The organism is Sinomicrobium pectinilyticum (assembly GCF_003725735.1).
Lineage (GTDB): Bacteria > Bacteroidota > Bacteroidia > Flavobacteriales > Flavobacteriaceae > Sinomicrobium > Sinomicrobium pectinilyticum.
The window spans coordinates 14,570-39,730 of the sequence record NZ_RJTM01000136.1; the positions used below are offsets into that span (position 1 = coordinate 14,570).

At 46.5% G+C, this 25,161-nt stretch carries 16 protein-coding genes; 8 read left to right on the forward strand and 8 right to left on the reverse strand.

Features of this window, described 5'->3' with window-relative positions:
* Positions 1-54: 54 nt before the first annotated feature.
* Positions 55-2,796, reverse strand: a complete 2,742-nt coding sequence (locus tag ED312_RS19510) for a glycosyl hydrolase (RefSeq protein ID WP_123217710.1) — start codon at positions 2,794-2,796, stop codon at positions 55-57.
* 368 nt (positions 2,797-3,164) lie between these two features.
* Here ED312_RS19510 and ED312_RS19515 point away from each other — a divergent pair, with 368 nt between their 5' ends.
* From ED312_RS19515 to ED312_RS19545, 6 genes are all read left to right on the forward strand, one after another.
* Entirely contained in the window at positions 3,165-6,320 is a 3,156-nt protein-coding gene (locus ED312_RS19515) for a SusC/RagA family TonB-linked outer membrane protein (RefSeq protein ID WP_123217711.1), read from the forward strand.
* A 38-nt stretch (positions 6,321-6,358) separates the two neighbouring features.
* A complete protein-coding gene (locus ED312_RS19520; protein ID WP_123217712.1) occupies positions 6,359-8,455 on the forward strand; it encodes a RagB/SusD family nutrient uptake outer membrane protein in 2,097 nt (698 codons plus the stop codon).
* 414 nt (positions 8,456-8,869) lie between these two features.
* Positions 8,870-11,290, forward strand: coding sequence for a glycoside hydrolase family 31 protein (locus ED312_RS19530; protein WP_123217714.1), 2,421 nt, complete (start codon positions 8,870-8,872; stop codon positions 11,288-11,290).
* Between the two features lie 10 nt (positions 11,291-11,300).
* Positions 11,301-11,615, forward strand: coding sequence for an L-rhamnose mutarotase (gene rhaM, locus ED312_RS19535; protein WP_123217715.1), 315 nt, complete (start codon positions 11,301-11,303; stop codon positions 11,613-11,615).
* A 479-nt stretch (positions 11,616-12,094) separates the two neighbouring features.
* Positions 12,095-14,221, forward strand: a complete 2,127-nt coding sequence (locus tag ED312_RS19540; protein WP_123217716.1) for a M3 family metallopeptidase — start codon at positions 12,095-12,097, stop codon at positions 14,219-14,221.
* Positions 14,222-14,288: 67 nt separating this feature from the next.
* Positions 14,289-14,495, forward strand: a complete 207-nt coding sequence (locus tag ED312_RS19545) for a helix-turn-helix domain-containing protein (protein ID WP_240643151.1) — start codon at positions 14,289-14,291, stop codon at positions 14,493-14,495.
* A 112-nt stretch (positions 14,496-14,607) separates the two neighbouring features.
* Here ED312_RS19545 and ED312_RS19550 read toward each other — a convergent pair whose 3' ends face one another.
* Positions 14,608-17,625 (reverse strand): non-ribosomal peptide synthetase, encoded by a 3,018-nt coding sequence (locus ED312_RS19550; protein WP_123217718.1) that lies wholly within the window; start codon positions 17,623-17,625, stop codon positions 14,608-14,610.
* 479 nt (positions 17,626-18,104) lie between these two features.
* On the opposite strand from ED312_RS19550, the gene namA reads away from it, so the two are divergent.
* Positions 18,105-19,169, forward strand: coding sequence for an NADPH dehydrogenase NamA (gene namA, locus ED312_RS19555; RefSeq protein ID WP_123217719.1), 1,065 nt, complete (start codon positions 18,105-18,107; stop codon positions 19,167-19,169).
* A 41-nt stretch (positions 19,170-19,210) separates the two neighbouring features.
* Here namA and ED312_RS19560 read toward each other — a convergent pair whose 3' ends face one another.
* The 4 genes from ED312_RS19560 to ED312_RS19575 form a co-directional block, all read right to left on the reverse strand.
* Complete coding sequence (locus ED312_RS19560) at positions 19,211-20,059, reverse strand: SDR family NAD(P)-dependent oxidoreductase (RefSeq protein WP_123217720.1); 849 nt, start codon at positions 20,057-20,059, stop codon at positions 19,211-19,213.
* Between the two features lie 86 nt (positions 20,060-20,145).
* Positions 20,146-21,045 (reverse strand): helix-turn-helix domain-containing protein, encoded by a 900-nt coding sequence (locus ED312_RS19565; protein ID WP_123217721.1) that lies wholly within the window; start codon positions 21,043-21,045, stop codon positions 20,146-20,148.
* A gap of 165 nt (positions 21,046-21,210) precedes the next feature.
* On the reverse strand, positions 21,211-22,188 hold the full coding sequence (locus ED312_RS19570) for a bifunctional helix-turn-helix transcriptional regulator/GNAT family N-acetyltransferase (RefSeq protein ID WP_123217722.1): 978 nt from the start codon (positions 22,186-22,188) through the stop codon (positions 21,211-21,213).
* 213 nt (positions 22,189-22,401) lie between these two features.
* The gene (locus ED312_RS19575; protein WP_123217723.1) at positions 22,402-22,809 is read right to left on the reverse strand and encodes a DoxX family protein; all 408 of its coding nucleotides are present in this window, start codon (positions 22,807-22,809) and stop codon (positions 22,402-22,404) included.
* Positions 22,810-22,937: 128 nt separating this feature from the next.
* Between ED312_RS19575 and ED312_RS19580 the strand changes: the two genes are divergently transcribed.
* The gene (locus ED312_RS19580) at positions 22,938-23,276 is read left to right on the forward strand and encodes a winged helix-turn-helix transcriptional regulator (protein ID WP_123217724.1); all 339 of its coding nucleotides are present in this window, start codon (positions 22,938-22,940) and stop codon (positions 23,274-23,276) included.
* Positions 23,277-23,326: 50 nt separating this feature from the next.
* Here the strand turns inward: ED312_RS19580 and ED312_RS19585 are convergent, their stop codons facing one another.
* A complete protein-coding gene (locus ED312_RS19585) occupies positions 23,327-23,974 on the reverse strand; it encodes an HAD family hydrolase (RefSeq protein ID WP_123217739.1) in 648 nt (215 codons plus the stop codon).
* Between the two features lie 125 nt (positions 23,975-24,099).
* Entirely contained in the window at positions 24,100-25,128 is a 1,029-nt protein-coding gene (locus tag ED312_RS19590; RefSeq protein ID WP_240643152.1) for a phytase, read from the reverse strand.
* Positions 25,129-25,161: the final 33 nt, after the last annotated feature.

Sequence of the window (25,161 nt, forward strand, 5' to 3'; positions counted from 1 at the left end):
TATACGGAGCACCGGTATTTTTAACCGGAGGTAATATATAGGCTATGGCAAACCTTAATTTTCTGTCTCGGTTGTTGCGTACAGGGGTACGAGAGATACCGGCCCCAACAGTCCGGAAGGCATGGGATCCCAACGGGAAGCATCGAATTTCTTATAGTTCCGGTTTACAATATTGGCATCGTAAAAAATTTTCCATTCCTCTCCTTTCAATTCCATATCGCGGATACGATCGGCTGCAAGATTCGTGACTTCTATTTCAAGTACATTTTTCTTTTTCTTCAATTCTCCTGTTTCGAGAATAAACGGAACAGACCATGCGCAACCCACATATTTTCCGTTGAGCCATACCCGGGCACTTTCCCTGACATCACCAAGGTTGAGTTTCCAGTTTTCTGCCTCCTCTTCGGGCCTGTCAAATTCCAGTACATATTTTGCCGTTCCGGAAAAGGCCTCATATCCGGGGCCGTAAGTTGTCCACGACCCGAGATCGCTTATAGATATGTCTCGCGGAAGTTCAGGGCCCCCGTTCAGGAAAGAGAGCTTCCACTTCCCTGTCAGGGGATACACCTTTCCCTCTTCATAATACCTCCAGGGTTCTCCTCCCTTGTCTGTTTCCGAAGTATGCAGGAAAAGGCTTTCCCCCGGTTTTATCTGTACCCTTACCCTGGTATAATCTCCCTGTTCGGATAGCTTTGCCACCCCCGACCTGCCGGAAATCGGGTCCATGATCCGGACCTGTTTTGCCTTTACCCGCAAGGGGATCATTTCATTTACCGCTTTGCTACCGTGATTGACAAGAAAATAAAACTTGCCGCCCTTATACTCTCTCCTGATGAACTTAAGCCCGAAATCCGATACTTTTTCGGGACTGATCCCTATAGCCTCCAGTGAAGAAACCACATGATCGCCTGTTTCCTTATCGATGTGGTTTTTGGATAGAAGCTGTTGCAATTCCGCATTTTGTTCACTGTAATTGTACAATCCCGGGACCGATTCGGGAGTTCCCAAAAAAATGATCCTGGCCCCCTGTTTTTTAAGCTCCAGAAGCTTTTTTAAGGTAGTGAGCGGCATTTTTTCGCAATCCGGGATTACAATAGCCTTATAACGGCCTCCCGGGAGTTGCAAATCTCCTGCTGCCGCTTCTGCCTGTGCTATAAACCGATCGGAAACAAAGTCTACGGCATACCCGTTATCCAGGAGTTCATTAGCCGTCTCATAGAAGGAGGTGCCGTGCAGCCATTCACCGAGAGCATGTATTTTAAACTGAAAGAAGCGTGAACCGCCAAGGTTTTTTCCCCAGGTATCATACACCGGCCAGTAAAGCAATACGTCCCGGCCGGGTTCTCCTTCCTGCAGTATCGCCTGGCAACGGCTTATGTATGAAAACATATCGGGGATATCCTTCCAGATGGTATTGTTCGGATGAAAGTTGACAGATGCGTAAAATTTCCAGCCCGGCCAAACCGCTCTTTCGGGAGCGTAGGTTGTACCGTGCAAAAACACGTGATTGACCCCGGAGATAAAAAGTTCTTCCACCTCCGGTTTACATTGCGACAATGCTGTCTTAAAATGCTCGCGCAGCCAGGTAAACGTTTCGGACGACACCAGGGGTTTCCCGGCAATGTGGGCTGCGGAAGAAGCAAATTTGAGCATAATCCGGTCCGCATCCCCCTTGCGTATGTCGGATGTTTCCCTGCGAAGGCCCGGTATATCAAAAGGCATGGAGCCAAAGGTTTCGCACTCCGGAATATCGGCAGCGGCATAGAGGTCTATCAGGTTTCCCGGGGAACCGTGGGCCTGGAGCTTGCTTTCGAATCCGTTGCTATGCGCCCATTCCGTCCAGTTATCGACAAAGTTCTCAAGCAGAAGATCGGATATGGTTTCCCGGTAATCACTTTTCACCCGGTTAGCTGTTTCTCCCGGTATGGTATCGAGTAAAAAAGGAAAATAAGGAGCCAGATCATAACCCCGTAGTTTTTTAAATGCCTCGAAGAAACGGGGGGTATAATCCGTACCGTACACTTCATAGCTGTCGTTAAATACGGCTCGCAATTTGCTTTTCATGTCTTTAAGAGCCGTGTCATAAGGCTTGGCATAATCTTCGAAAGCTTCTTTGGAGTAATGGTCCAGGGTCAGTCCTTCTCCTCCCGGGGCGGCCCGCTTTACTTTTTGCCCTGTTTTGTCACCGAAAACCGCATATAGCGTGTAATCAGCATCGTCTGCTTCCCAGCGAAGACGGTTTTCATCAAGGTGCCCGCTAAGATCCGTAAACTCCCCTCCCTCATCATAGGCAAATACATATTGCAGCCTGGTATGAGGATGATGTGCCGGATCTTCGGGCTCTATTTCACGATCAAACGTTTTCCCTGCTTTTATCTGGTATTTGCGGAATGTCAGTTTACCGGCTGCGAATTCCGGTTCTACCTGCGGTCCGCCATAGGGCCATCCGGTGCCCATGACCATATCTGCTTTCATTCCCAGACTGTCCGCTACTTTAACAGTATGGTGCAACATCTCGATCCACCGGGGAGATAAATGGCCGATGAAGTTTTCTTCTTCTCCTTTAACACCGTAAATAGGTGTGATCTCCACGCCACCGATCCCCGCTTTATGCAAAGCCGAGAGGTTCCCGGTAATATTTTTTTTGTCTACCGCGCTTCCCATCCACCACCATCGGGTCCATGGTTTGGCATAAATTTTCCCTGCCGGCCATGCTTCGTTATCCCGGGTTTCTTCCTGGGCCCGGGACACGTGGCCTATACACAAAAGGAAGATCAGGAAGTAATGTTTTATCATAGCCGTTTAAACTATTTGATTCCGGTTAATTTGTTTTTGTTCGGGGAACGACCTTCATATCTCACCTGCGGTTCCGTACACCCGCCCCGGACAGAAAATAAAAGATCGGTTTTTAGATTCTTTCACACAAAAAAACAAAAATAATAGCCTTCCGCTTTTTTGCATACTGAAGTTAAAATTAGAACGAAACGGAAAAAGTAGCATCCTGTACTATCCTGTCCAAATCCACCTAATTACAGAACAGGTAAACAGCACAGTACAGGACACTTACACAAGTATCTCTGAATACATTTGGTTGTACAGCTTTATCATCCCGTCTACACTAACGGGAGGTGTACAATATCAATTAACCACTAAATACCAAGCCAATGAAAAACCAAATGAAAACTTTACTCGGCCTTGTCCTGTGTATGTTGATCTGCACTACAGGCCATGCCCGGCAGATAACGGTACAGGGTACCGTAACCGACCCTTCCGGAGTCCCGATCCCCGGCGTAAATGTCCTGATAAAGGGCACCTATACGGGCACAGTCACCGACTTTGACGGGAATTATGAAATAAATGCCTCCGCAGGAGAAACACTGACTTTTTCCTATATTGGAATGGAGACCGTAGAAAGGACGATAGGTTCCTCTTTCACCATAGATGTAGTGATGCAGGAAAGCAGTTCGCAACTGGATGAAGTAGTAGTAATAGGATACGGCACCCAGAAAAAAAGCGATGTCACCGGGGCTATCGTCAGTGTCGGCTCGGAAGAACTGATGACATTACCCGTAAATAATGCTTTTGAGGCTTTACAGGGTAAGGCCGCCGGTGTAGACATTACAAGCAGTCAACGTCCGGGTACTGTAGGCACCATCCGTATTCGCGGTAACCGCTCCCTGTCTGCAAGCAATGCCCCTCTTTATGTGGTTGACGGGGTACCGTTAATGTCTCCCTCAGCAATCGAGACCCTGAACCCGAGAGACATTGAATCCATTGAAGTCCTCAAGGATGCCTCCGCAACTGCCATTTACGGTTCACGTGGGGCTAATGGCGTAATTATCGTAAGCACCAAGCAAGGTAAACCCGGAAGGTTTTCGCTGAACTATTCGGGAGTGGTGACCACCTCCGACATTATTGACAGGGCTCCGTCCATGAGCGCTGCCGATTTTATTGAATTTCGCCGTTGGGCCGCCTATAACCTGGATTCTGAGACATATGCACATCCGGATGCTCCCACATACGAAAATGACCGGATAATTTTCGATAGCGCCCTCGATGGTCAAACCTCCAGGGACAATGTTTTAAAAGGCTGGGAGAATGGCTCCTGGGACCCTTCGAGAGTAACCAATACGGACTGGACCGATTTTGTAACACGAACGGGAATTACTACCGAGCACAATATCAGTGCAAGCGGAGGTACCGAAAAGATGAATGCTTACGGCTCTTTCGGGTATTTGAACAATGAAGGAACCCAGAGAGGACAGTCTTATGAACGCTATACGGCAAAACTCAGCGCAGAGATCAAACCGACGGATTGGTTTACTTTAAACGCTTCCATGAACATAACATGGAGTGAACAGGATTACGGAATGTCCCGCTTAGGAGGACGCAGCAATTCTGTTCCCGATGCTATCTACGGTACGGCCAAATCCATTTACAATATGGCTGTTCCCTATGATGCACAAGGGAACCTGGTAATTAATCCCGGTGGTGAGTCCGGAATTTACACGATAATGGATGAATGGAATAAAAGTACCCAGTTGTCCCAGACCATGCGCGCCCTGGGAAGTTTCTCCGCAACCTTTGATGTCGGTGAAATAGCAGAAGACCTGAAGGGGCTAAGTTATAAAATCAGTTTCGGTCCGGATTTCCGCCACTGGAGAGAAGGTGTTTATATCGATGGTACCTCGGCACACAGGATCAACTCCGATGGCAGCCCCGGAACCAATTTTGGCCGTCTCAGGAACCGACGAGACCTCTCGTGGACCCTCGATAATATCATTTCGTATAACAGGACCTTTGCGGATGTCCATAACGTGGGCCTCACGTTGCTTCAAACAGCCTCGTCATGGAATATTGAAGAGTCGGCCATGAGTGCGAATAACATCCCCAAGGAATCGTATTTGTGGAATGCTTTCGGAACTATAGATATTACCAATCCCGACAACAATGCCAGTATGAGCTCCGGGCTTACCGAACGCCAGCTCAGTTCGTACATGGTCCGTGTAAATTACGGGTTTGATGACCGTTATTTATTAACCTTTTCCGGTCGCTGGGACGGTGCTTCCCAACTTGCGGAAGGTTATAAATGGGATTTTTTCCCGTCGGCGGCACTGGCCTGGCGCATCAAACAGGAAAATTTCCTGAGCGATACGGATTGGCTTACCGACCTGAAACTTCGTTTTGGCGTTGGTACGACAGGGAATTCCGCTGTTGACCCCTATGCAACGAAAGGAGACATTACACAAATATACCTGCCGTTTAACGGCATAGGGAATCAGGTAGGCTACACCACCAATGAACCGTACTACTCCAACAACCAACTCTCCATGGCTAATCCCGCACTCGGCTGGGAAAAAACGACCCAATATAACATAGGTCTGGATTTTGCAATGTTCAACAATCGGATTAACGGTAGTATTGAAGCTTATAAATCCTATACCAGGGATTTGCTCATGGAAGTCAAGATCCCTACCCTGACCGGTTTCCCTTCCACATTTGCCAATATAGGTAAAACAAACAATCGCGGAATTGAAGTTACGCTCAACGCCACCCCTATAGAAACAAAAGGCGGCTTCGCCTGGGACACGAATATTAATGCGGCCTGGCAAAAAGACGAAATTGAAGAACTGGCCTATGGCAGGAACGATATGATAGACAACCAGTGGTTTATAGGGAACTCCATAGAAGTCGAATACGGGTATGACAATGAAGGTATGTGGCAGGATACCGCCGAAGATCGTGCCGAAATGGAACGATGGAATGCCAACGGCTATGATTTTTCACCGGGAAATGTGCGTCCCAAAGATCAGAATGGCGACTATGAAATGACCACTGAAGACCGTGTTGTTTTAGGTAACAGTGCGCCCAGGTGGACCATAGGATGGAACAACACCTTTGTTTATAAAAACTTCGAATTGGGAATAAATACCTATTCCCGTCTGGGATATACAGCTTCCCTGGAAGGGCAGGCTATGACAGCTCACAGCAATCAAATGGAGGTAGATTACTGGACTCCGGACAATCCGGATGCCGAATTTCAAAAGCCTATTCTCGGGCAGGCAACTTCCGGGTCACAGGACGATTTTTCCGGGATCCTCGGCTTTAGAAAAGCTTCATTTATCAAAATCAGGACCATCTCCCTGGGATATAATCTACCCGGTGACCTTTGCGCCAAACTCGGTTTGAACAATATGAAAATTTATGCCCAGGCCCTTAATCCCGGTAGTATTTATCAATCCCTCGACTGGTATGACTTCGATGTGAACTCGACAATATTCAACCGCAGTTTTGCCGTTGGAATCGATATTGGAATATAAGTAGTGTGAAATGGAAACATCTCTAAAAATATACGACAATGAATAGTATTAAAAATATAACGATTTATCTTGTTTTGATCATGGGGTTATCCGTATGCTCCTGTAGCAAGGATTTCCTCGATGAAGAATTGAAGACCCAATATTCAACGGACTATTTCGACACTCCCGAAGGGATTGAAGAGCTTACCGTATCTCTTTATGGTAATATTCGGTGGCATTTCGGTTATGAATGGGCATACGGAATTACCCTGTACGGAACCGATGAATTCACAAACGCCAATGACCTGACCAACGAAATGTGGAACACTTATGACAACCGCCTCGGACCGTTGGGTGCCAGTCCGGAAACCGGTGCTGCAAACAAAAATGCCACCTCACCCGCCGCCCTCTGGGACCAGATGTACTACGGTATAGCATCAGCCAATACCATAATCGCCAAGGCTCCCGAGGTCATTGAAAACGAACAGACACGCAACCGTTGTCTGGCCCATGCTTACTTTTTACGCGGCTATAACTACTATCGTTTAACCGCGCAATATGGCGGTGTCGTACTTCAGACCGAACCTGCTGTCGGAGTAGTCCGCAATTTCGAACGGGCGACGGAAGAGGAGTGCTGGGAACAGGTAATCTCCGATTTCCGAAATGCCTATGAGCTGTTTGAAGGGGAAGTTTTCACCTATGGCAAAGGAATTACCTGGACTAAAGCCACTGCCGCCCATTTCCTTGCAAAAGCCTTGCTGTTCCGTTCTTCCGAACGCAATGATTCATGGAACAGCTCCTATAAAGAAACCGATCTTAACGAAGCTATAGAAGCCTGTTCTTACGCTATTGGTGCCCGTGGAGCGCTGGCCGGTAATTACAGCGACCTTTATGCCAACTGGACAGGTGTCGATTCTGAAGCTGAACAACTCGATGAAATTTTGATGGCCGCCGGATACAATGCGGACGGGGCTACTAAAGGACGCTTCGGTAACCGTACCTATAACTACTTTAATCCCCAATTCTCCAGCTTTTCAGGAGGTTGGGTCCAACGTGGTGTATGGATAGGCGGTATGGATTTTCAACGTTGCAGGCCTACCGAATACAGTTATGCCGTTTTTGACCACGTAAACGATGCCCGTATGTGGAAGACTTTTAAAACCGTTTACGGTGCGAACAACGTCCCGGAACAGGATTTAGGCGTAGAAACAGGAGATCCGGGAATTGTTATGATTCTCAACACCAAGGATGACAATACCTATAACAATTACAATTTCGGGGCATTTGTTCAAAATCCTGATTGGGTAGATACGGAAGGCCGTTTACCCGAATGGAAATTGGGTGGCCGTCAAACCCCATCTTCCGGGTCCCTGACCAGTGAAGCAGGACAATGGGTCCCTAATTCACTTGTTTTATATCAAAACGGAGAATATGTTGCTCCCCGGTTTAAAAACCAGCCCATTTGTAATTTCTTTGCCGGGATCAATAAAACGGACGATGGTTCCCGTACTGCAGAAAAGGGCGATGCTCATCGCGATGTAACCATGGCACGTCTGGCAGAGACCTATCTTATCAGAGCAGAATGCTATGTGCGCCTTAATCAGTACGGCAATGCTATGAATGACATTAACATTGTTCGTGAAAGGGCCCAATGGAAAAGCGGAGAGAACAGATCTTACTACAGTGACGGTTCCCAGGCATTTGAAAACAATTCCCTGAATACCGGAAGTGCAGCAGAGAAATATATCAATTCCAATTTAAACATGAATACCTATTACCTGTCAAATCCGGATATCCCTGTTACAACAGCAGCATCTGACCTAATGTTGACTTCATTTCCCGATAACCTGCCGGAAGAAGATGAGGCTATCCTGGCCAGGATCGGCGCTTCCGGCAGCTATGACCGTGCATTGAATTTTATCCTGAACGAACGTACCCGCGAGTTGCTGGGTGAATGGCAACGCTGGGAAACATTGTCCCGCACAGGGACCTTGATCAAACGGGCACAGGCCTTTAATCCGGAAGCCGTTAACATTACTGCCAATAAGCATGAGCTTCGTCCAATACCACAATCGTTCATCGATGGATTGCTAAACGAAGACGGCACCAACTTATCGGATGCGCAAAAGTCCGCCTGGCAGAATCCGGGCTACTGATCCGTTATCACAATAATATAAATTCCCCGGGGGAAGGTCCTTCCGGGGAATTTCTTTTTCAACGGAACACTTCCGGATGATGCCTACATTCACCAAACCAGTATAGTACAGGATGCTCCTCCAGAAAATCCTGCATACATTTGGCTTCTTCCTTCGCTTTTTTGCTACAGGAAAAAAGGAAAGCGGTTATATACACCATTCCGAATGGACTGCCCCCGATGCAGGCATGCAGGGTATGAAGCGAAAGATGTTAACAATCTCATCGCAAACAACGGGGAATCTGTCCCATAAAGACTAAAATTATTTTTGCAATAAGAGGGTCCCGAAGGAAACCCAACGCGGATATAATGAGTACTTCCGCTTTGTACACCTTCTTTATCCGATGCCAAACTCTTTAAAAATACAATGACTTCAATGAACAAAGTAATAAGATTCTCCTTCTTTTTTCTCTTTTGTACCGTGATACAGCACTTTTGTTCTGCTCAGACCGGCATAGGGAATGTGCGCTCCGTAAGACAGGAAGACAATAAAATATTTTTCTCCGGAGCTAATGCCAACGTACAACTGGAATTTTGCACGGAAGGTATTGTAAGAATTCGCACCAGTTGGAACGGAGAGTTCGAAGAAAACGAACCCTGGATGGTATCGACATACGACTGGCCCGGGATAAAAATAGAAACCGCGGATCAAAATGATGAATATGTGATAAAGACAGCGCTTCTTACCTTACATGTACAAAAAAATCCTTTTCAACTCGACATCTATGATAAGAAAGGGAATATACTGTCTTCTGAAAATATGCCTTCGGGCGGAGGTTTTGCCGAAGGGGAATCCGTGGGTTCTGCCAAAAAGCTATTTCCCGGAGAAAGTTTTTTCGGTTTCGGCGAACGCATGGACTTCCTGGACCGGAGAGGTAAAAAAGTAAGGCTTAATGTAGGCCGTGGACTTGGCAGGCCTCATATTATAGGTGCCTATAACGTACTCGAGGCCAATTATTCGCCCGTGCCTTTTTTTATGAGTACCAGGGGTTATGGAATTTTCTTCCACAATGCCTGGCCCACAACATGGAACATGGGTTCCGCATCTGATGAAATGTACAGTTTTCAGGCCGAAGGCGGGGAACTGGATTATTATTTTATGTACGGACCGGACTTCCCTTCCATACTCGACAGATACACTTCCATTACGGGGAAATCTCCCTTACTGCCTTATTTCGGACTGGGATTACAGGTAGGCACCTACAGCGGAGGGACCTGGGGGCATGAAGCGCAGACATCCGACCAGTATCCTGTAGAACTGGTAAAAAAGTTCCGCGATATGGGAATCCCCATTGATGTGCTCCACCTGGATTCCACCTGGAGAATTTTCGGAAAAAACGGTGGTAGCGGCGCTACTACTTTCGAATGGCGGGAAACCTTTAAAAATCCCGAGGCCATGTTTGACAGCCTGTATGCCCAAAACCTGCATATGGTAGGGCTGCACGTAAGGCCACGGTTCGACAACGGGAATGAACTGGACCTTCTGGACCAGGCCCGTAAAAAAGGTTTTACCTATCCGGAAAACGGTAAGCCCGGAGAGTTTGTAAATTTCTTCGACGAGAAATCGGTAGACTGGTGGTGGGAGAACGGGGCCATGCGGGTTGCCGGTATCGGGGCCATGTTTTTCAAAACCGACGAAGGAAGCGCTTTTGGCCGTAAAGCTAACGAAAGTAATAAAACAGGGCCGCAGGGAGAAAACGTTAAAATGCTTCACAATATATTTCCTGTTGCTTATGCCAAAGCACCTTACGAAAAATTTGCAGAACACAACCAAATGCGGGGTATGAACCATACCCGCGAAGGTTACGCGGGAATACAGCGCTATCCTTTTATCTTCGCAGGCGACTGGCCAAGCGAATGGCAATACTTTGAACCTGTAATAAAAGCCGGCCTCAATATCGGTCTCTCCGGCGTAGGGTACTGGGCACATTGCTCGGGAGGTTTCGAACATGAGGCGGACCCGGAACTTTACATCCGATGGACCCAGTTCGGCCTGCTCAGTCCCGTAGCGCACCTGTTCGGCATGGATCACCCTACTTATAAAGAGCCCTGGAGTTATGGTGAAGAGGCACTGGAAATTTTCCGTAAATACACAAAACTTCGCTACAGCCTGCTCCCCTACCTGTACAGCTATTCATATGAGATGTACACCCGGGGAACTCCGCTTATGCGCGCATTGGTCCTTCACTGCCAGAACGATCCCAATGTTTATAATATTACAGATCAGTACCTGCTGGGCCGGGACCTGATGATATGTCCCGTAACGACCAAAGGGGCCCGGACCCGTGTTGTTTATCTGCCCGAAGGCAACTGGACCAACTACTGGACAGGAGAAACCCACAAGGGAAAGCAATACCTCAACGTGGTATGTCCGCTGGACCAGATGCCCATGTTCGTAAGGGAAGGAGCTATTATCCCTTCTCAAAAACCGCCAAATTATGTCGGTGAGGAAAGCATAGATACCATTAATCTGGATATTTACCCGGGTGAAAAATCCTCTTTCGGGTTGTATGAAGATGACGGTATAAGTACCGACTATCAAAAGGGAAAATATGCCATTACACATATTTCCGCCCAAAAAAATTCCGAAGGGTTTGTTATAGACATCAAAACACCGGAAGGAAAATACAAGGTTGCGGACCGGTCCTACCAAATAAAAGTGCATACGGACAAAAAACCGGCCTCTGTTGTAATAAACGGGAAAAAGGCTCCGGTACCGTATAATGAGCAAGAAAAAATGCTCACCGTTTCACCCGAATCAAAGAGCAACGAGGACATCCGCATCATCATTAACTAACAGACCCACTGTGAAAACCATAGCTTTTAAAATGTACCTGAAAAAAGGTCAGCAACACGAATACAGGAAAAGACACGACGAAATATGGCCCGAACTGCATTCCCTGCTTACGGATTCCGGCATACGGGAATATCACATTTTTCTCGATGAGGAGAGTGATATTTTATTTGCATTGATGAAAGTTGCGGATAATCATACCGTGGATTCTCTTCCCGATCATCCGTTGATGCGGAAATGGTGGGACTTCATGGCCGACATTATGGAAACCCGGAAAGATAATGCTCCGGTTACCAAAGACCTGGAGCTGATGTTTGCCATGCCATAGGGAACAGGTTACCCGGTACAATAACAAAAGGAATATTTGCGGCTCAGCCCTACGCTATTATTTTATGCGTATTTTTGTCGGTGAAAATTCCCGGCTCCCTACTGATAAAAGGGTTTCAGGTTAAGAAATTCCCTATCGTTCCGAAAGGGTATATATTACAGCATGTCCAGCAACATTATCCTCCAACAGCATTTAAACGTTTTAATTCGCTTTTTGTCGAAATAATTATTCCCAGAAAAATGTTTGCTTTACATTTGGATCACCATAGCATAAGTAGGTTAAGTTCATGGTAAGATTTGGGGCAAAAAGGTGGAGTTTAACTCCGCCTTTTTTTTATGCATTACTATCTCCCGAAATTTTCCGTTTTCAAAACAGCTACGTTTCCTGGCACTTCGTTTTTTTACCGACAGGTTCACAACAGCATATGAATATTTATTACGGAAACTTTTCTAATTTTGGGTTCACTTAAACATCATGCGATGAAAACCAAAAACATTACGCTTTTGTCTGTTCTTTTACTAGCGTTTTTTGGCTGTAAGGAGAAAAATGAGGCAACTGTATCAAAAAAATTTACTGCCGAAAATATGAAGAACAACCCGCTTGTACAGGAAAGCAGCCTTCCGTATGCTGCTCCCGATTTTTCAAAGATCAAAAATGACGATTTCAAACCGGCCCTGGAATATGCCTTACAGGCAGAAACGGAAGCTATCCGCAAAATTGCCGATAATGAGGAGGCTCCCACCTTTGAGAATACCCTGGTAGCCATGGAAAGAGCACACGAACCGCTCGACCGTGTGAGCAATGTGTTCCATTCACTGACAGGTGCGCATACTAACGATGTGCTGAAAAAACTGGATGCCGAAATGTCCCCGAAATTCGCAGAACACCGGGATAATATATTACTGAACCCCAAACTTTTTCAACGTATTAAAACCTTATACGACCAGCGCAATGACCTGGGTCTGAAAAAAGAAGACATCAAATTAATAGAAGTAAGATATCAGAAATTCGTAAAAGCAGGGGCAAATCTGTCCGATGCTGATAAAACAAAGCTCAGGGAAATCAATACAAAACTCGCTTCCCTCGAAAATAAATTCAGCCAAACCCTTCAGGAGGCCAACAATAAGGCCGCGTTGATCATTAAAGATTCCACCAAACTGGCCGGGCTATCGGTCGGGGAGATCAGTTCGCTGAAAGCGGAAGGAAAGGAAGAATGGAAAATTCCCATTCTGAATACAACCCAGCAACCCCTCACCCAGTCACTCACCGACCGGGAAACGCGTGAGGAACTCTTTAATAAAAGCTGGAACCGGACCGATGGCGGCGCGTATTCCACTCTGGAGATCATCCGGGAAATTGTGGCCCTCCGCATACGGAAAGCAAAACTGCTCGGTTTTTCCGATTACGCATCCTGGAACCTTCAGGACACTATGGTAAAAAATACACAAACAGTAGGCGGGTTCTTTGCAGAACTTGTTCCCCCTACCGTAGCGAGGGTAAATGAAGAAGCACTTGAAATCCAAAAAATGATCGATTCGGAAGGAGGGTCGTTTTCGTTACAACCGTGGGACTGGAATTTTTATGCGGAAAAGGTCCGGAAAGCAAAGTACGACCTGGATGAAAACCAGATAAAACCTTATTTCGAATTAAAAACGGTTCTGGAAAAAGGGGTGTTTTTTGCCGCTACCAGGCTTTACGGTATTACTTTTAAGCAAAGGACGGACATTCCTGTCTATCACCCGGATGTTCTGGTTTACGAGCTATTCGAAGAAGACGGTTCCCCCCTGGGATTGTTTTACGGGGATTTCTTTGCCCGCGAAAGCAAACGCGGCGGAGCCTGGATGAGTAATTTTGTAACCCAGTCGCATTTGCTGAACAAAAAGCCGGTGATCTATAATGTATGTAACTTTACGAAGCCTGCTGCCGGGGAACCTGCTCTTTTAACTTATGATGAAGTCACTACCGTATTTCATGAATTCGGGCATGCCCTGCACGGCTTTTTTGCCAACCAGCAATATCCTTCCATTTCCGGGACATCTGTTGCGAGGGATTTTGTGGAATATCCTTCACAGGCCAATGAACATTGGGCCTTATTCCCGGAAGTACTTAAAAATTATGCGGTTCACTACAAAACGGGAGAACAGATCCCGGAAAACCTGATCGAAAAGATCAAAAAGGCTTCTACCTTTAACCAGGGATTTGCGTTCGGGGAAGTGCTGGCAGCAGCCAATATGGACTTTAATTTCCATACGCTGAAAGAAACGGAAGATAAGTTCGACGTAAATGCCTTCGAAAAAGATTCTCTGGAAAAAGACAGCCTGTGGATGCAAAATGTTCCTCCAAGGTACCGCGCCACTTATTTTAACCATGTATTCGGCGGTGGTTATGCGGCGAGTTATTATGCTTATTTATGGACGGAAATGCTGGCATTGGATACGGGAAAATGGTTTGACGAGAACGGGGGCCTCACCCGCGAGAACGGGCAACGCTACCGCGACATGATCCTTTCCAGAGGAAATACACTTGACTATAAAGAAGCCTATAAAGCCTTCCGGGGGAAGAATCCCGGAGTGGACGCTATTCTGGAAGAAAGAGGACTGAACTGATATATTTTACTCATGCCATAGGGGCAACCGGGTAAAAACAATACTATTAATAATTCCGAACGGAACCGTGATCGCGGGGAACAGATACCCCATATTGCGGTTCTTTTTGTTTGCGAAACAAGTTTATCAGGAAAAACCAATATCTGCCGGAGATGTTTCCATAAAAGAGATCGGAAACCACCTGGGTTTCCTGGAAGCTTCGCACTTCAGCAATTACTTTAAAAAACATTCCGGCAAGAGCCCTGCTGCTTACCGGAAGTCCTTTATCCGTTAATCACCGCTGTTTCCGGTGGTGAGGCCCCGGTCACTTGTTTAATGTATTTCCGGAATTTCACCCCAACGGACAGCCTGTCGTACTCCTGACCAAAAATCCGGCTACAGGGATATTACAGTACTCCCATAAATTTAAGATAGGGCTCCATAATCTTCCTGTCGAACCGCGGAGGTACAATTCCGGTATTTTTCAGTAGAGATTCCGTATGCTCCCTTCTATAGTAATACGTGTGTTCATAGGATTCCACCAATGTTTTTCCGGCATGCACTTTTTCTGTGAACAGGCCCAGTAACGGATAAACAGGTAATTCCGGGTTTGCACGAAGTCTGGCCACCCACGCTTCGAAAGTGATCCCTTCCATCTTTATCCCAAAATATTCATTGATCTTGGCACAGAAATCTGTGAGGGAAACATCGTTTTCGGGTAATGGCGAAAGGTGAAAGTCCTTTCCAAGTGCTTCCGGAGACATCCCGATATGCCGGATGGCCTGTGCCATATAATCCACTGTAGTCAATTCGTCTTTGAGCCCCATGACCAGGGGGAATGCTTTCATCAGGGCACAACTTCTTATCAAGGCTCCCCACCACTGGTTCAATACGGTAGCACCGGTTTTGCCGTTACATACGGCAAATCCTAACCGAAGGTTTATAAGCGGAAGCCCCTTGTCTTTTGCTCCGGCAGCCAGTTTTTCCATAACCCATTTGGTTCGTATATACCCAAGGTCCCTGCAAACAGCTTCGAGATTCTGGTCGATATCATCCTTTTCGTCCATCCAGGTTTTTCCCGTAAAGGGGCGCCCCCAACTGAACACACCCATAGAACTCATCAACACCAGAAATTTGGTTTTTTGTGCCGCAGAAAAGCTGAGAATCCCTTTCAACCCGTCAATGTTGGGTTTTCGTATCACCGGATAAGGCTCCAGATAACTCACTGAACTGCCGCAATGGTAGACCACGTCTGTTTTTTCTGCCAGGGCCATATAATCTCCGGTTTCCAGGTTGAGCCTGTCCCTGGTAAGGTCACCTGGCATAGCAACGATCCTGGTATCGTACTCGTCCTTCCAATCGAGTAAAAAACGTTCAAATGTTCCTTTGATGCGAGACATCCCGCCGGTCCGGTTTTCAGCACGGACCAGGCAATATATGGTGGCACGGGTATGGGACAGCAACTCCTCCAGCAAATGAGACCCCACAAAACCCGTAGCCCCGGTCAGTAATATGTGTCCCGGATCCCGCAAAAGTTGTGTATCCGGAAGCGGTCCTTGTACCCGGAAATCTTCTCCCAGTATCGCATCTTCCCGAAGCTGTTCCTTTATTTTTGCCACTCTTTCCGTTTCATCCGGTTGTTTTTGTCCTATCCTTTTTTCAATCTCCCGGGTAATTTCCCCGAAAACCGGATAACTGTAAAAATCACTGGTACTGACCTGTTCCTTCCATTCATCCGGTAAATTGCTTATCAGGCTTGCCAGCATAAGGGAATGACCCCCAAGATGAAAAAAATGATCCTTGTCCCGGACCTCATCAATATTCAGGAAATATTTCCAGCCTGCTGCCAGCACCTCCCTGACGGTATTCCCGGAAACATCCTGTTTTTGTCTGAACAATCCTTCGGGTGGAACAAGTTTGGTTTTATCTACTTTTCCTGCGTGTGTCAAAGGCATCCTTTCTACAGGGATGAATTTATCCGGTATCATATACTCCGGCAATTTTTCCATGAGGCTTTTACGGATCTTCGATATCAGTTGACCGGACGCATCAAAATCGCTCACATGAATAAAAGCAAGAAGGCAGGGAAGCCCGTTTTCTTCGGTACGATGCAGCTTTACTGCGGCCGAAACTACTCCTTTATGACCGGATAAATGGTGTTCTATCTCGCCGATCTCTATCCGGTAGCCCCTTATTTTGACCTGTTCGTCCTTTCGTCCCAGGAATTCCAGGTTACCGTCTTCCCGGGCCCTTACCCGGTCGCCTGTCCTGTAAACTCTTATGTTTTCGGGTATTCCCGATTCGTTTTTCCTCTTCAGGAAGACAAAGGCCTTACCGGATAACTGATCGTCGTTCAGGTAGCGGGATGCCAGCTGAACTCCACCTATATACAGCTCTCCCGCTTCTCCCGGGCTTACCTCGTCATTATTTTCATTCAGAATATACAAGGTTGCGGTAGGGAGGGGCTTTCCGATAATCCTGGGATCGGAATCCCCTGTAAAAATATGATTGGTTACTGCTACTGTCGATTCGGTCGGGCCATAACTATTGATCAGCTTTACCTTTCCGGACCAGCTCCGGATGGTGTGCTCATTTCCTGCTTCCCCGCCAATGGCTATGGTTTTGAGCTTTCCGATAGTTTTATCTTCCGGAAGACTGGCCAGGATCGCAGGAGGCAGAATAGGTATAAGTTCTATTTCCATATCCCTGATAAATGATAGCAGGTCATTCCCCACCATTTTATTATTAGGGTAAAGACAGACGGTAGCTCCCCTGGAGAGCGGGACCCACAGGTCCAGTACGGCAGCATCAAAACTGGGAGATGCGAACTGAAGTGTCCTCATTCCGCTCTCCAGCTCCAGGAAAACGGATTGTGCCTGTACAAAACTGCTCAGGGACCTGTGACTGACAAGTACCCCTTTCGGCTTCCCGGTACTCCCGGAAGTAAAGATCAGATACGCTCCCTGATCCGGATCAATAGGTATTTCGGGCATGGTAAAGGGGGCATGGGCAAAGGCATAAGAATTCATAATACGGTGAAGAGAGATGATTTCGGCATCCGTATCCATATTGTGGTTGCCATCCGTCAGAACACGCCGCACGCCTGCCTCCTGAATCATGGAACGGATCCGCGATTGCGGTAACCCGGGATCAATCGGCAAATAGGTAGCCCCGGCCTTTAAAACGGCCAGAAAAGCCATTACCCGCTCCATAGACTGTGGCATGCAGACCGCAATAATTTCGTTCTTTTCCGTACCGCTTTCCAAAAGACAATGGGCCAACCGGTTGGTTTTCTGATCGAGATCGTCATAGGTCCAGGAGGATTCCCTGTAGACCAGGGCAGTAAGAGTGCCATACTGTTTTATGGCATTTTTAAACAATTCGGTGAATGTGGGATGATCTCCCACCAGGTAGGTTGTTTGCATAATAATAGATTTTGAGGTAGTATATTTTTTTAGAACTAAAAAAGCTCTCTTTAAAAGTACGAATAATTTTATTTTATTGTAATCTTATAATACAAATCAATAAAGTAATAATCTTATATTCCCATTTTACGGTGCCTTATCTGTTACAGGGTCGTTATTTCCCCGCCGGTCTCTTTTGGACACCTCTCCCAGAGGGCAACCGGCGGAGGTGGAAGGTATTGCCAACGTAGCCGAATTCTTCGCGGGTGATCTCTCTTCCTTTATAAACGGGCAACACCTGCCGGTTAATGAAAGTGCAGACCCATAAGAATAGCCTGTCTTCCTTTTTTTAAAAAACGGGGAACATTCTAATCCACGGGGACCGTGATAACCAAATTACGGACCTCACGGATTTTAATGTTACGGGTTATCCGTATGGTCCCGCCATTGGTGCTTATCAAATATTTCACTAATTTGGTTCATTGTTAAACCTCCATTATATGACAAAACTTTTTCACCCCCTCGAGATAAAGAACATACGTTTAAAAAACCGTATTATCGTTTCCCCGATGTGCCAGTATTCGGCCGAAGACGGTTTTGCGAACGACTGGCACCTGGTACACCTGGGCAGCCGGGCCGTTGGCGGGGCTGCCCTGATCATTGCCGAAGCGACAGCGGTTTCGCCGGAGGGACGGATATCTCCCCACGATCTGGGCATATGGAAAGACGAACATATAGAAAAACTCCGGCAGATCACCTCTTTTATCAAGGCGCAGCATGCTATTCCCGGCATACAATTATCTCATGCAGGCCGTAAAGCCAGTACGGCAGAACCCTGGAACGGAAGAGGTGAAATACTTCCCGAAGAGGGTGGCTGGCAAACATTTGCCCCTTCTGCTGTTGCTTATTCCGATACCTACCCGATGCCGCTGGCTCTTGACGAAGAAGGTATCCGGAACATCGTTACCGATTTTGTAAAAGCGACGGAAAGGGTATATCGTGCCGGATTTGAAGTCGTGGAAGTTCACGCTGCACATGGCTATTTATTACATCAATTTCTTTCTCCGCTGAGCAACCAAAGAACTGATGCTTACGGCGGAAGCTTCGAGAACCGCATACGCCTGCTCCTCGAAATAGTGGAGGAAATAAAAACCGTATGGCCCGATACCCTACCAATATTCGTAAGGATCTCGGCAACGGATTGGGCCGAAGGAGGATGGAATCCGGAAGAATCTGTTGCACTAACCAATATACTCAAAGAGAAAGGCGTTGACCTTATAGATGTGTCTACAGGAGGCCTGGTCCCGCATCAAAAAATTCCGGTCGGGCCGGGTTATCAGTTGCCTTTTGCATCGAAAATAAAAAAAGAAACCGGCATGCTGACTTCCGCAGTGGGTATGATCACCGATGCCGCACAAGCCGAAACCATACTCGTCAACGGTGATGCCGACCTCGTCATGATAGCCAGAGAATTACTTCGGGACCCTTATTTTCCCATACATGCTGCCCGTAAACTGAACACGGACATTTCCTTGCCCGTACAATACGAAAGGGCCTGGTCTTAATCCCGGGCCCTTTACTGTAAATGACTTTTGTTCTGATCGTTTTACACTTCCACAATTTCCGTTGAAGTTCCCAGTTCTTCATAGGCCTTCATAGTGTCCTGTATAAGAGAAATCTTTTCTTTGGCAAGTGCATATGCATCCTTCCCGAGGAACAAATGAACCGGCGGTTGCGGAAGTTTGCTGACCTCTATCAAAATTTCGGCAGCCCTTTCCGGATCGTTCGGCTGATTCCCGTTGATATCCCGGAGGTGTGCCTGCTCCACGGCTCTCACATCCGTATACTCCGCAATCGGTGAAGCCGCAGTTTTAATGGATCCTCCGGAAAGAAAATCCGTACGGAAATACCCGGGATATACTACAGTAGCGTTAACACCAAACTCCTTGACTTCTTCTGCCAAGGCCTCCGTGAATCCGGCTACGGCAAACTTTGTGGAACAATAGATACCAAATCCGGGGAACCCTCCGGTATACCCGCCTACGGAAGCAATATTGAATATATGTCCGGACCTCTGTTTGCGCAAATATGACATGGCATTTCGGATAACGTTAAGGGACCCGAAAACATTGACATCAAAATTATTGCGCATTTCCGCATCCGAAAGTTCTTCGAGAGAACCGACAAGACCGAAGCCCGCGTTATTGACTACCACATCCAGTCTACCGAAATGTGAAACGCATTTTGCAATGACCTCCTTAACATTCATATCATCCGTTACATCCATTTCCAGGGGAAGAAATTCCTCCGATACCTGTCCGATTTCATGTTCCAATGCAGCGACAGTACGTGATGTAGCCGCTACACGATAACCCTCGTCCAAAAGTTTTTTTACCATGGAAAGTCCCAATCCTCTGGAAGCCCCGGTAACCAACCATACACTTGTTGTATCCATAATCTTATGTTTTTTGATTTTACGATACAAAGGTAGATTGTCCCATAAGCGCAGACTAACGGCAAACAAACAATAACTTACGAAATTCAAACATTCCGGAATTTCGTAGGACTCAGCCGGGTATGTTTTTTAAAAAAGTTGTTGAAATGGGTAACTTCGGTAAATCCGAGAGCGTAGGCTATTTCCGATACATTCCAGGGGCTGTGTTTAAGTAATATTTTGGATTCCTGAAGAATGCGTTCCGAAATGATCTGTGTGGTGGTTTTATGCATTGTCTCCTTCAGGGCACGGTTCAGATGGTTGACATGTACCGAAAGCTGATCGGCAAAATCGGAGGCCGAACGTGAAACCAGACGCTGGCGGGCATCTTCAATGGGAAACTGCCTTTCCAGCAATTCGAGGAACAACAGCGATATTCTCCGCGAAGCATTTATTTCGCGCTGGTCCATTCCTGTAACAGGCTGCATTTTCATCGCGGAATGCAGTATTTCAAAAACCAGGTTGCGAAGCACATCATATTTATGTACATAATCAGATCTCAGTTCCTCGAACATTCGTTCGAATATCCGGCCGATATCAGCGGTTTGTGCGTCCGTAAGCTCAAAAACAGGTGTTCCTTCCGGTTGAAAAACGGTATATTCGTTCAGTCTTCCGAAGCGGTGAAAAAAGGCTTCGGTAAAAACACAGAAATACCCGCCCTGGATCCTGTCTACCCCTTCCCAGTTATACGGCACCTGCGGATTTGCAAATAACAAGGCCTGTTTTTTGATCTCTACCGTCTTATCGGCATAATGTATTATACTGTTACCTTTTATCAGGCTTATTTTAAAATAGTCTCTCCTGCTGTAAGGCACGGGTTTTGCCTTTTCTCCGACAAAAGGTTCCAGCCCGAATACGTTAAAATGCCCGATCTCATTCCGGAGGTTATCAGGTAGCCATTGTAGTTTACACTCGTAAAAATCTTCTATGGATTCTGCATTATTCATTTCACAAAATTACGAATTTCAAATAACACTACTCAAAAAAGAGCCGGATTGAAATGGCTTCCCGGCATATTTCGGCAGTTTTTTCGAAATGTCCTCATCCTTAAGTGACAAGATGGAGGTCCGGAAACAGAAGGATCCCGGGATTGCGGCCTGCAGGGTGCCGGGCTATAAACCTGATTTATCCCTCGCGGCCTCCAGATCCATCGCCATTTGAATATTACAGCGTTTATACGGTGTAAAGTGCCCGGCTACTTTCCGGAAACCGAGCTTACGGTAGAGTCCTATAGCCGGTTTTAGGATGGTATTGCTCTCCAGGTAGATATTTTTCCCCCCGAGTTGTTCCGCTGCCTGTATAACGGCCTTCCCCAGCAGAAAACCGATATTTTTCCCCCGGGCCTTTGAAGACACTGCCATTTTTGCCAGTTCATAATCATAGAAGGGATCATCCATTTTAATCAGAGCACATACGCCTACGGGTTCATCATCATATAGCGCAACAAAGATTTTCCCGCCTTTGTCCAGTATATATCCCTGCGGATCCTCCAGCGCCTTGTAATCCGCTTCCTCCATTTCAAAATATGTGGAGATCCACGCTTCATTGAGCGCTCTGAAGGCAGATTGATATTCCGGTTTATACTCCTCGATCCGCACTTTTTTGCTTTCCCGGATCTTTCTCTGTTCTTCCACCCTTTGGAGAAGGGATTTCCGGTCCAGCAGATATTCCCATTCTTCTATGGCTTCCCAGAGATTATGTCTTGCAGTAGCTATCATTGCCTCTACTGCGGCATCCACATCGGCATATTGTTCTTTTATTTTGGAGGTAATTTTCTGTCCTTCCGGTGTAAGCGCTACTACATTTCGCCTCCTGTCCCCCGTGTCCAGGTTTTCCCGTACCAGCCCGGCAGCAGTCATTTCCCGCACGATCTTGCTTACGGAGGGTTGCGAATGTCCGATAGCCCCGGCTATTTCGGTAATCGTTTTTTCTCCTTCTTCGGAAAGTACAAAGAAGACCGGGAACCATTTGGGTACCAGGCCTACCTGGTATAATTCATAAATTTTGGCGGCATCGTCGGTCACTTTTGCGGTTAATAACCTCAAGCGGCTACCCAGTGCCATTTTTCCCGTTTTAGCGAACAAATTCATACATATAATTAATTACATAATTGGTTATGTAAATATATGAATAATTATTTTACTCTCTAAGTATCCCGGTAATTATCAGGATTAAATGCTCCGACGCAAGTGTTGAAAATATTGTTCCGGGATTTCCGGTTTATGCTCACAGGCCTGCCCTGAGGAAGTTGATTTCCCCGAACCACGATCAAAAGAAGGAGGATTTTGCTGTTCGTGATTTCCTTATCGGTTCCGGACGGGCACCTTCACCGTTCTTCCCCAGACAATAAATATTGCCAGGGCAGCAAAAAAGATATTTATTCCTGTCTGCGAGGCCTCATTCCTGGAAATATGAAAAACAATAGCTGTAATCATCAGGGTCAATGTGCCTATGGCCGCGAAGACCGTCAGTTTCGGGCTTATCCGCCGCCAGGCCGGTAAAACCAGGCCTATTCCTCCTGTAAGATCTACTATCCCCGTAAGCATTACCAGGAATGGATAATCTGCTGTCCATGGCCACATCCGGGCCAAAGTACCGGCAGGTTGAAACAACTTCATTGCAGCGGCCCAGATCAACGAAACGGCAAGCAATAATTGGGCTACCCAGAGCAATACATTCAATAGCTTCAGCGAACTTTTCTTTTGTGCCATTTAAGTAATTTTTTGATAATGACACAAAACTATATATATTTACTATCCGGTGTAAAGCACTATCCGTACGGATAGCACTATCCCAAAAGACAGTAATTTGATTGTAAATATTTTAAAACAACATCCGAATGTTAAACCGAGAAGGATGCCCGGAAAATGTACTGGCCATTAAAGATGCTCTCGATGCTCTCGAAGGTCGTTGGAAACTTTTGATATTGCTCTCCCTGTCCGAAAGAAAAAAACGGTTCAAGGAACTTTCGCGGGAAATTTACGGTATTACGGATAAGACCCTTTCCAAAGAATTAAAGCTACTGGAAGCCAACAAACTTATTACGAGAAATGTTCAAAGTACTTTTCCCCCTACGGTAGAATATGCCATAACAGCACATGGAAAGTCGATACAAATTGTTTTGGATGCCCTGTACCAATGGGGAACAAAACACCGTAAAGAGATCATAGGCAAATAGTTGATATCCTATTTTGACGGTTTTAATTTTCCACGTCCGGTGATATCCCGTTATATTCTGGATTGCAACCAGGCCGAAAAATTTTCAACGTCATAGAACAAAACATCAGGTTGGAGGGCTTCCAGTTTTTCCGGCTCTGCCGTCTCTGCCCAGGCTGCCGCTACGATTGGCACCCCCGCCACCCGGCACGACTCTATGTCACTCGGAGCGTCACCTATGTATACTACTTCGCTTTTATCCAGGTCGCCGAAAAAATCCATGCAGGCGCGGATACCTTCCACCTTTCTCGGTCCGCCGGGATGCCCGGTCTCTATCTTTTCAAAATAAGAGGTAATGCCAAACTTATCCATAGAGATATCCGCACTGTTTTTCCCTTTACCGGTGACCATCGCCAATCTTACCCCATTATCTTTCAAAGTTTCCAGCAGCCTGACAATACCTTCAAAAGGCTGAGAGCACATATGGTGAAGTTCTTCGTAGTATCTCAAATAGGCCGCCACCCCTTCATCGTAGTAATCCGGGGCCAGGGCCATAATAGTACCTTCTTCGGAGGGACCGAAGGTAGCAACGATCTCTTCGTCAGAAACCGCTTTGCCCGTAAGGGGTTCAATGGATTTCCGGAATGCGGCGATACACATGGGCAATGTATTTGCTATAGTTCCGTCCAGGTCAAAAATAACTCCTTTGATATTTTGCATAAGCTGTTGTTTTTTTCTTTGATTTTCTCTTCTTTCGCACCTGGGATTAAAATTACGAATATTCAAAAAGCCCCCGATACACCGGAGGCTTTTTCTCAGCAAATACCGTATAGACAGCGTAGCTGTTATTTATCCAGTTTCAGGGAATCAACGGCATGATAGAAAAAATCTCTCTCGTCATTCATGGAAACAAACAGACCATTGGGAAATTTACTTCCGAGTGATTCCATTGTTATTTCACAGCCATCGGTACTCAGAGTGCCCAGGTTCAGGGCTTTTACAAAGGTATTATCACTTCGCCGGAAAAAGTTAAAGGCATGGGCTCCCTGGTCAGACACGATAATGTAACCTTCTCCATCAGGATAGGCTGCAATGGCAATTCCTTCATTGTCGTCCGTAAAATACTCCCCACCGAAAAATGCCAGTTCTTCGTTTCCTTTTGAAGGGTCGGCATAATATTTTCGTATTCCTTCCTGCTCATCACAATAATAGATATACCCCAGGGCATCGTCTACCGCAATGGCCTCGATCTCTTTTTTCCCGCTGAACCTGCCGAATTTTCTAACCAGATCGGTCCGCACCCCGGTCGGGTCCGAAATTAACTCATACTGGTACAAGTAGTCTTCGGCAGGGCCGTTTTTCCTCCCTACAATAACATAAACCCTCCCGGTTTCCGGATTTCTGTATATGGAAATCCCCATAGGTTGCCGGAATTCCGGATTACTGTCATCCGCATCTTCAAATACTTTAAACCCCCCGTTATCCAGGGGTTTCATATCCGGAACGGAGAAAACCCGGATCTGCCGGCGTCCGCGTTCGGTAAATGCCAGGATATCGGTATGGACAGAGTCATTGAGTTTGAAGTCGTATTCCACATCGGCATTGTTGGTACGGATAAGCCCGGTGATACTCTTTTCCGGGATAAGTTTCCCGTCCAGGTCAAAGGCGTAAATACCGCTGTCCGGTTGGTCCTGCTCCCCTTTATCCGTACCGAAAACGATACTTTCTTCCGGGTTTTCCCGGTTTACCCAAATGGCGGGATCGTCCGTGTCGTTGGGTGTTTTGTCAGTAATAAGGGTAGGCTTTATCACAGGTAATTGTTCTTTGCAGGACAGTATTCCCAATGCACAGATGAGGTATATCAATTTCTTCACGTGTATGTTCTTTATCATTATGGTATATTCTTT

Bases quoted from the DNA above. Each gene is read 5' to 3' on its own strand.
- ED312_RS19510 (WP_123217710.1), bottom strand. From the start codon at position 2,796: ATGATAAAACATTACTTCCTGATCTTCCTTTTGTGTATAGGCCACGTG.
- ED312_RS19515 (WP_123217711.1), top strand. From the start codon at position 3,165: ATGAAAAACCAAATGAAAACTTTACTCGGCCTTGTCCTGTGTATGTTG.
- ED312_RS19520 (WP_123217712.1), top strand. From the start codon at position 6,359: ATGAATAGTATTAAAAATATAACGATTTATCTTGTTTTGATCATGGGG.
- ED312_RS19530 (WP_123217714.1), top strand. From the start codon at position 8,870: ATGAACAAAGTAATAAGATTCTCCTTCTTTTTTCTCTTTTGTACCGTG.
- ED312_RS19540 (WP_123217716.1), top strand. From the start codon at position 12,095: ATGAAAACCAAAAACATTACGCTTTTGTCTGTTCTTTTACTAGCGTTT.
- ED312_RS19550 (WP_123217718.1), bottom strand. From the start codon at position 17,625: ATGCAAACAACCTACCTGGTGGGAGATCATCCCACATTCACCGAATTG.
- namA (WP_123217719.1), top strand. From the start codon at position 18,105: ATGACAAAACTTTTTCACCCCCTCGAGATAAAGAACATACGTTTAAAA.
- ED312_RS19560 (WP_123217720.1), bottom strand. From the start codon at position 20,059: ATGGATACAACAAGTGTATGGTTGGTTACCGGGGCTTCCAGAGGATTG.
- ED312_RS19565 (WP_123217721.1), bottom strand. From the start codon at position 21,045: ATGAATAATGCAGAATCCATAGAAGATTTTTACGAGTGTAAACTACAA.
- ED312_RS19570 (WP_123217722.1), bottom strand. From the start codon at position 22,188: ATGAATTTGTTCGCTAAAACGGGAAAAATGGCACTGGGTAGCCGCTTG.
- ED312_RS19575 (WP_123217723.1), bottom strand. From the start codon at position 22,809: ATGGCACAAAAGAAAAGTTCGCTGAAGCTATTGAATGTATTGCTCTGG.
- ED312_RS19580 (WP_123217724.1), top strand. From the start codon at position 22,938: ATGTTAAACCGAGAAGGATGCCCGGAAAATGTACTGGCCATTAAAGAT.
- ED312_RS19585 (WP_123217739.1), bottom strand. From the start codon at position 23,974: ATGCAAAATATCAAAGGAGTTATTTTTGACCTGGACGGAACTATAGCA.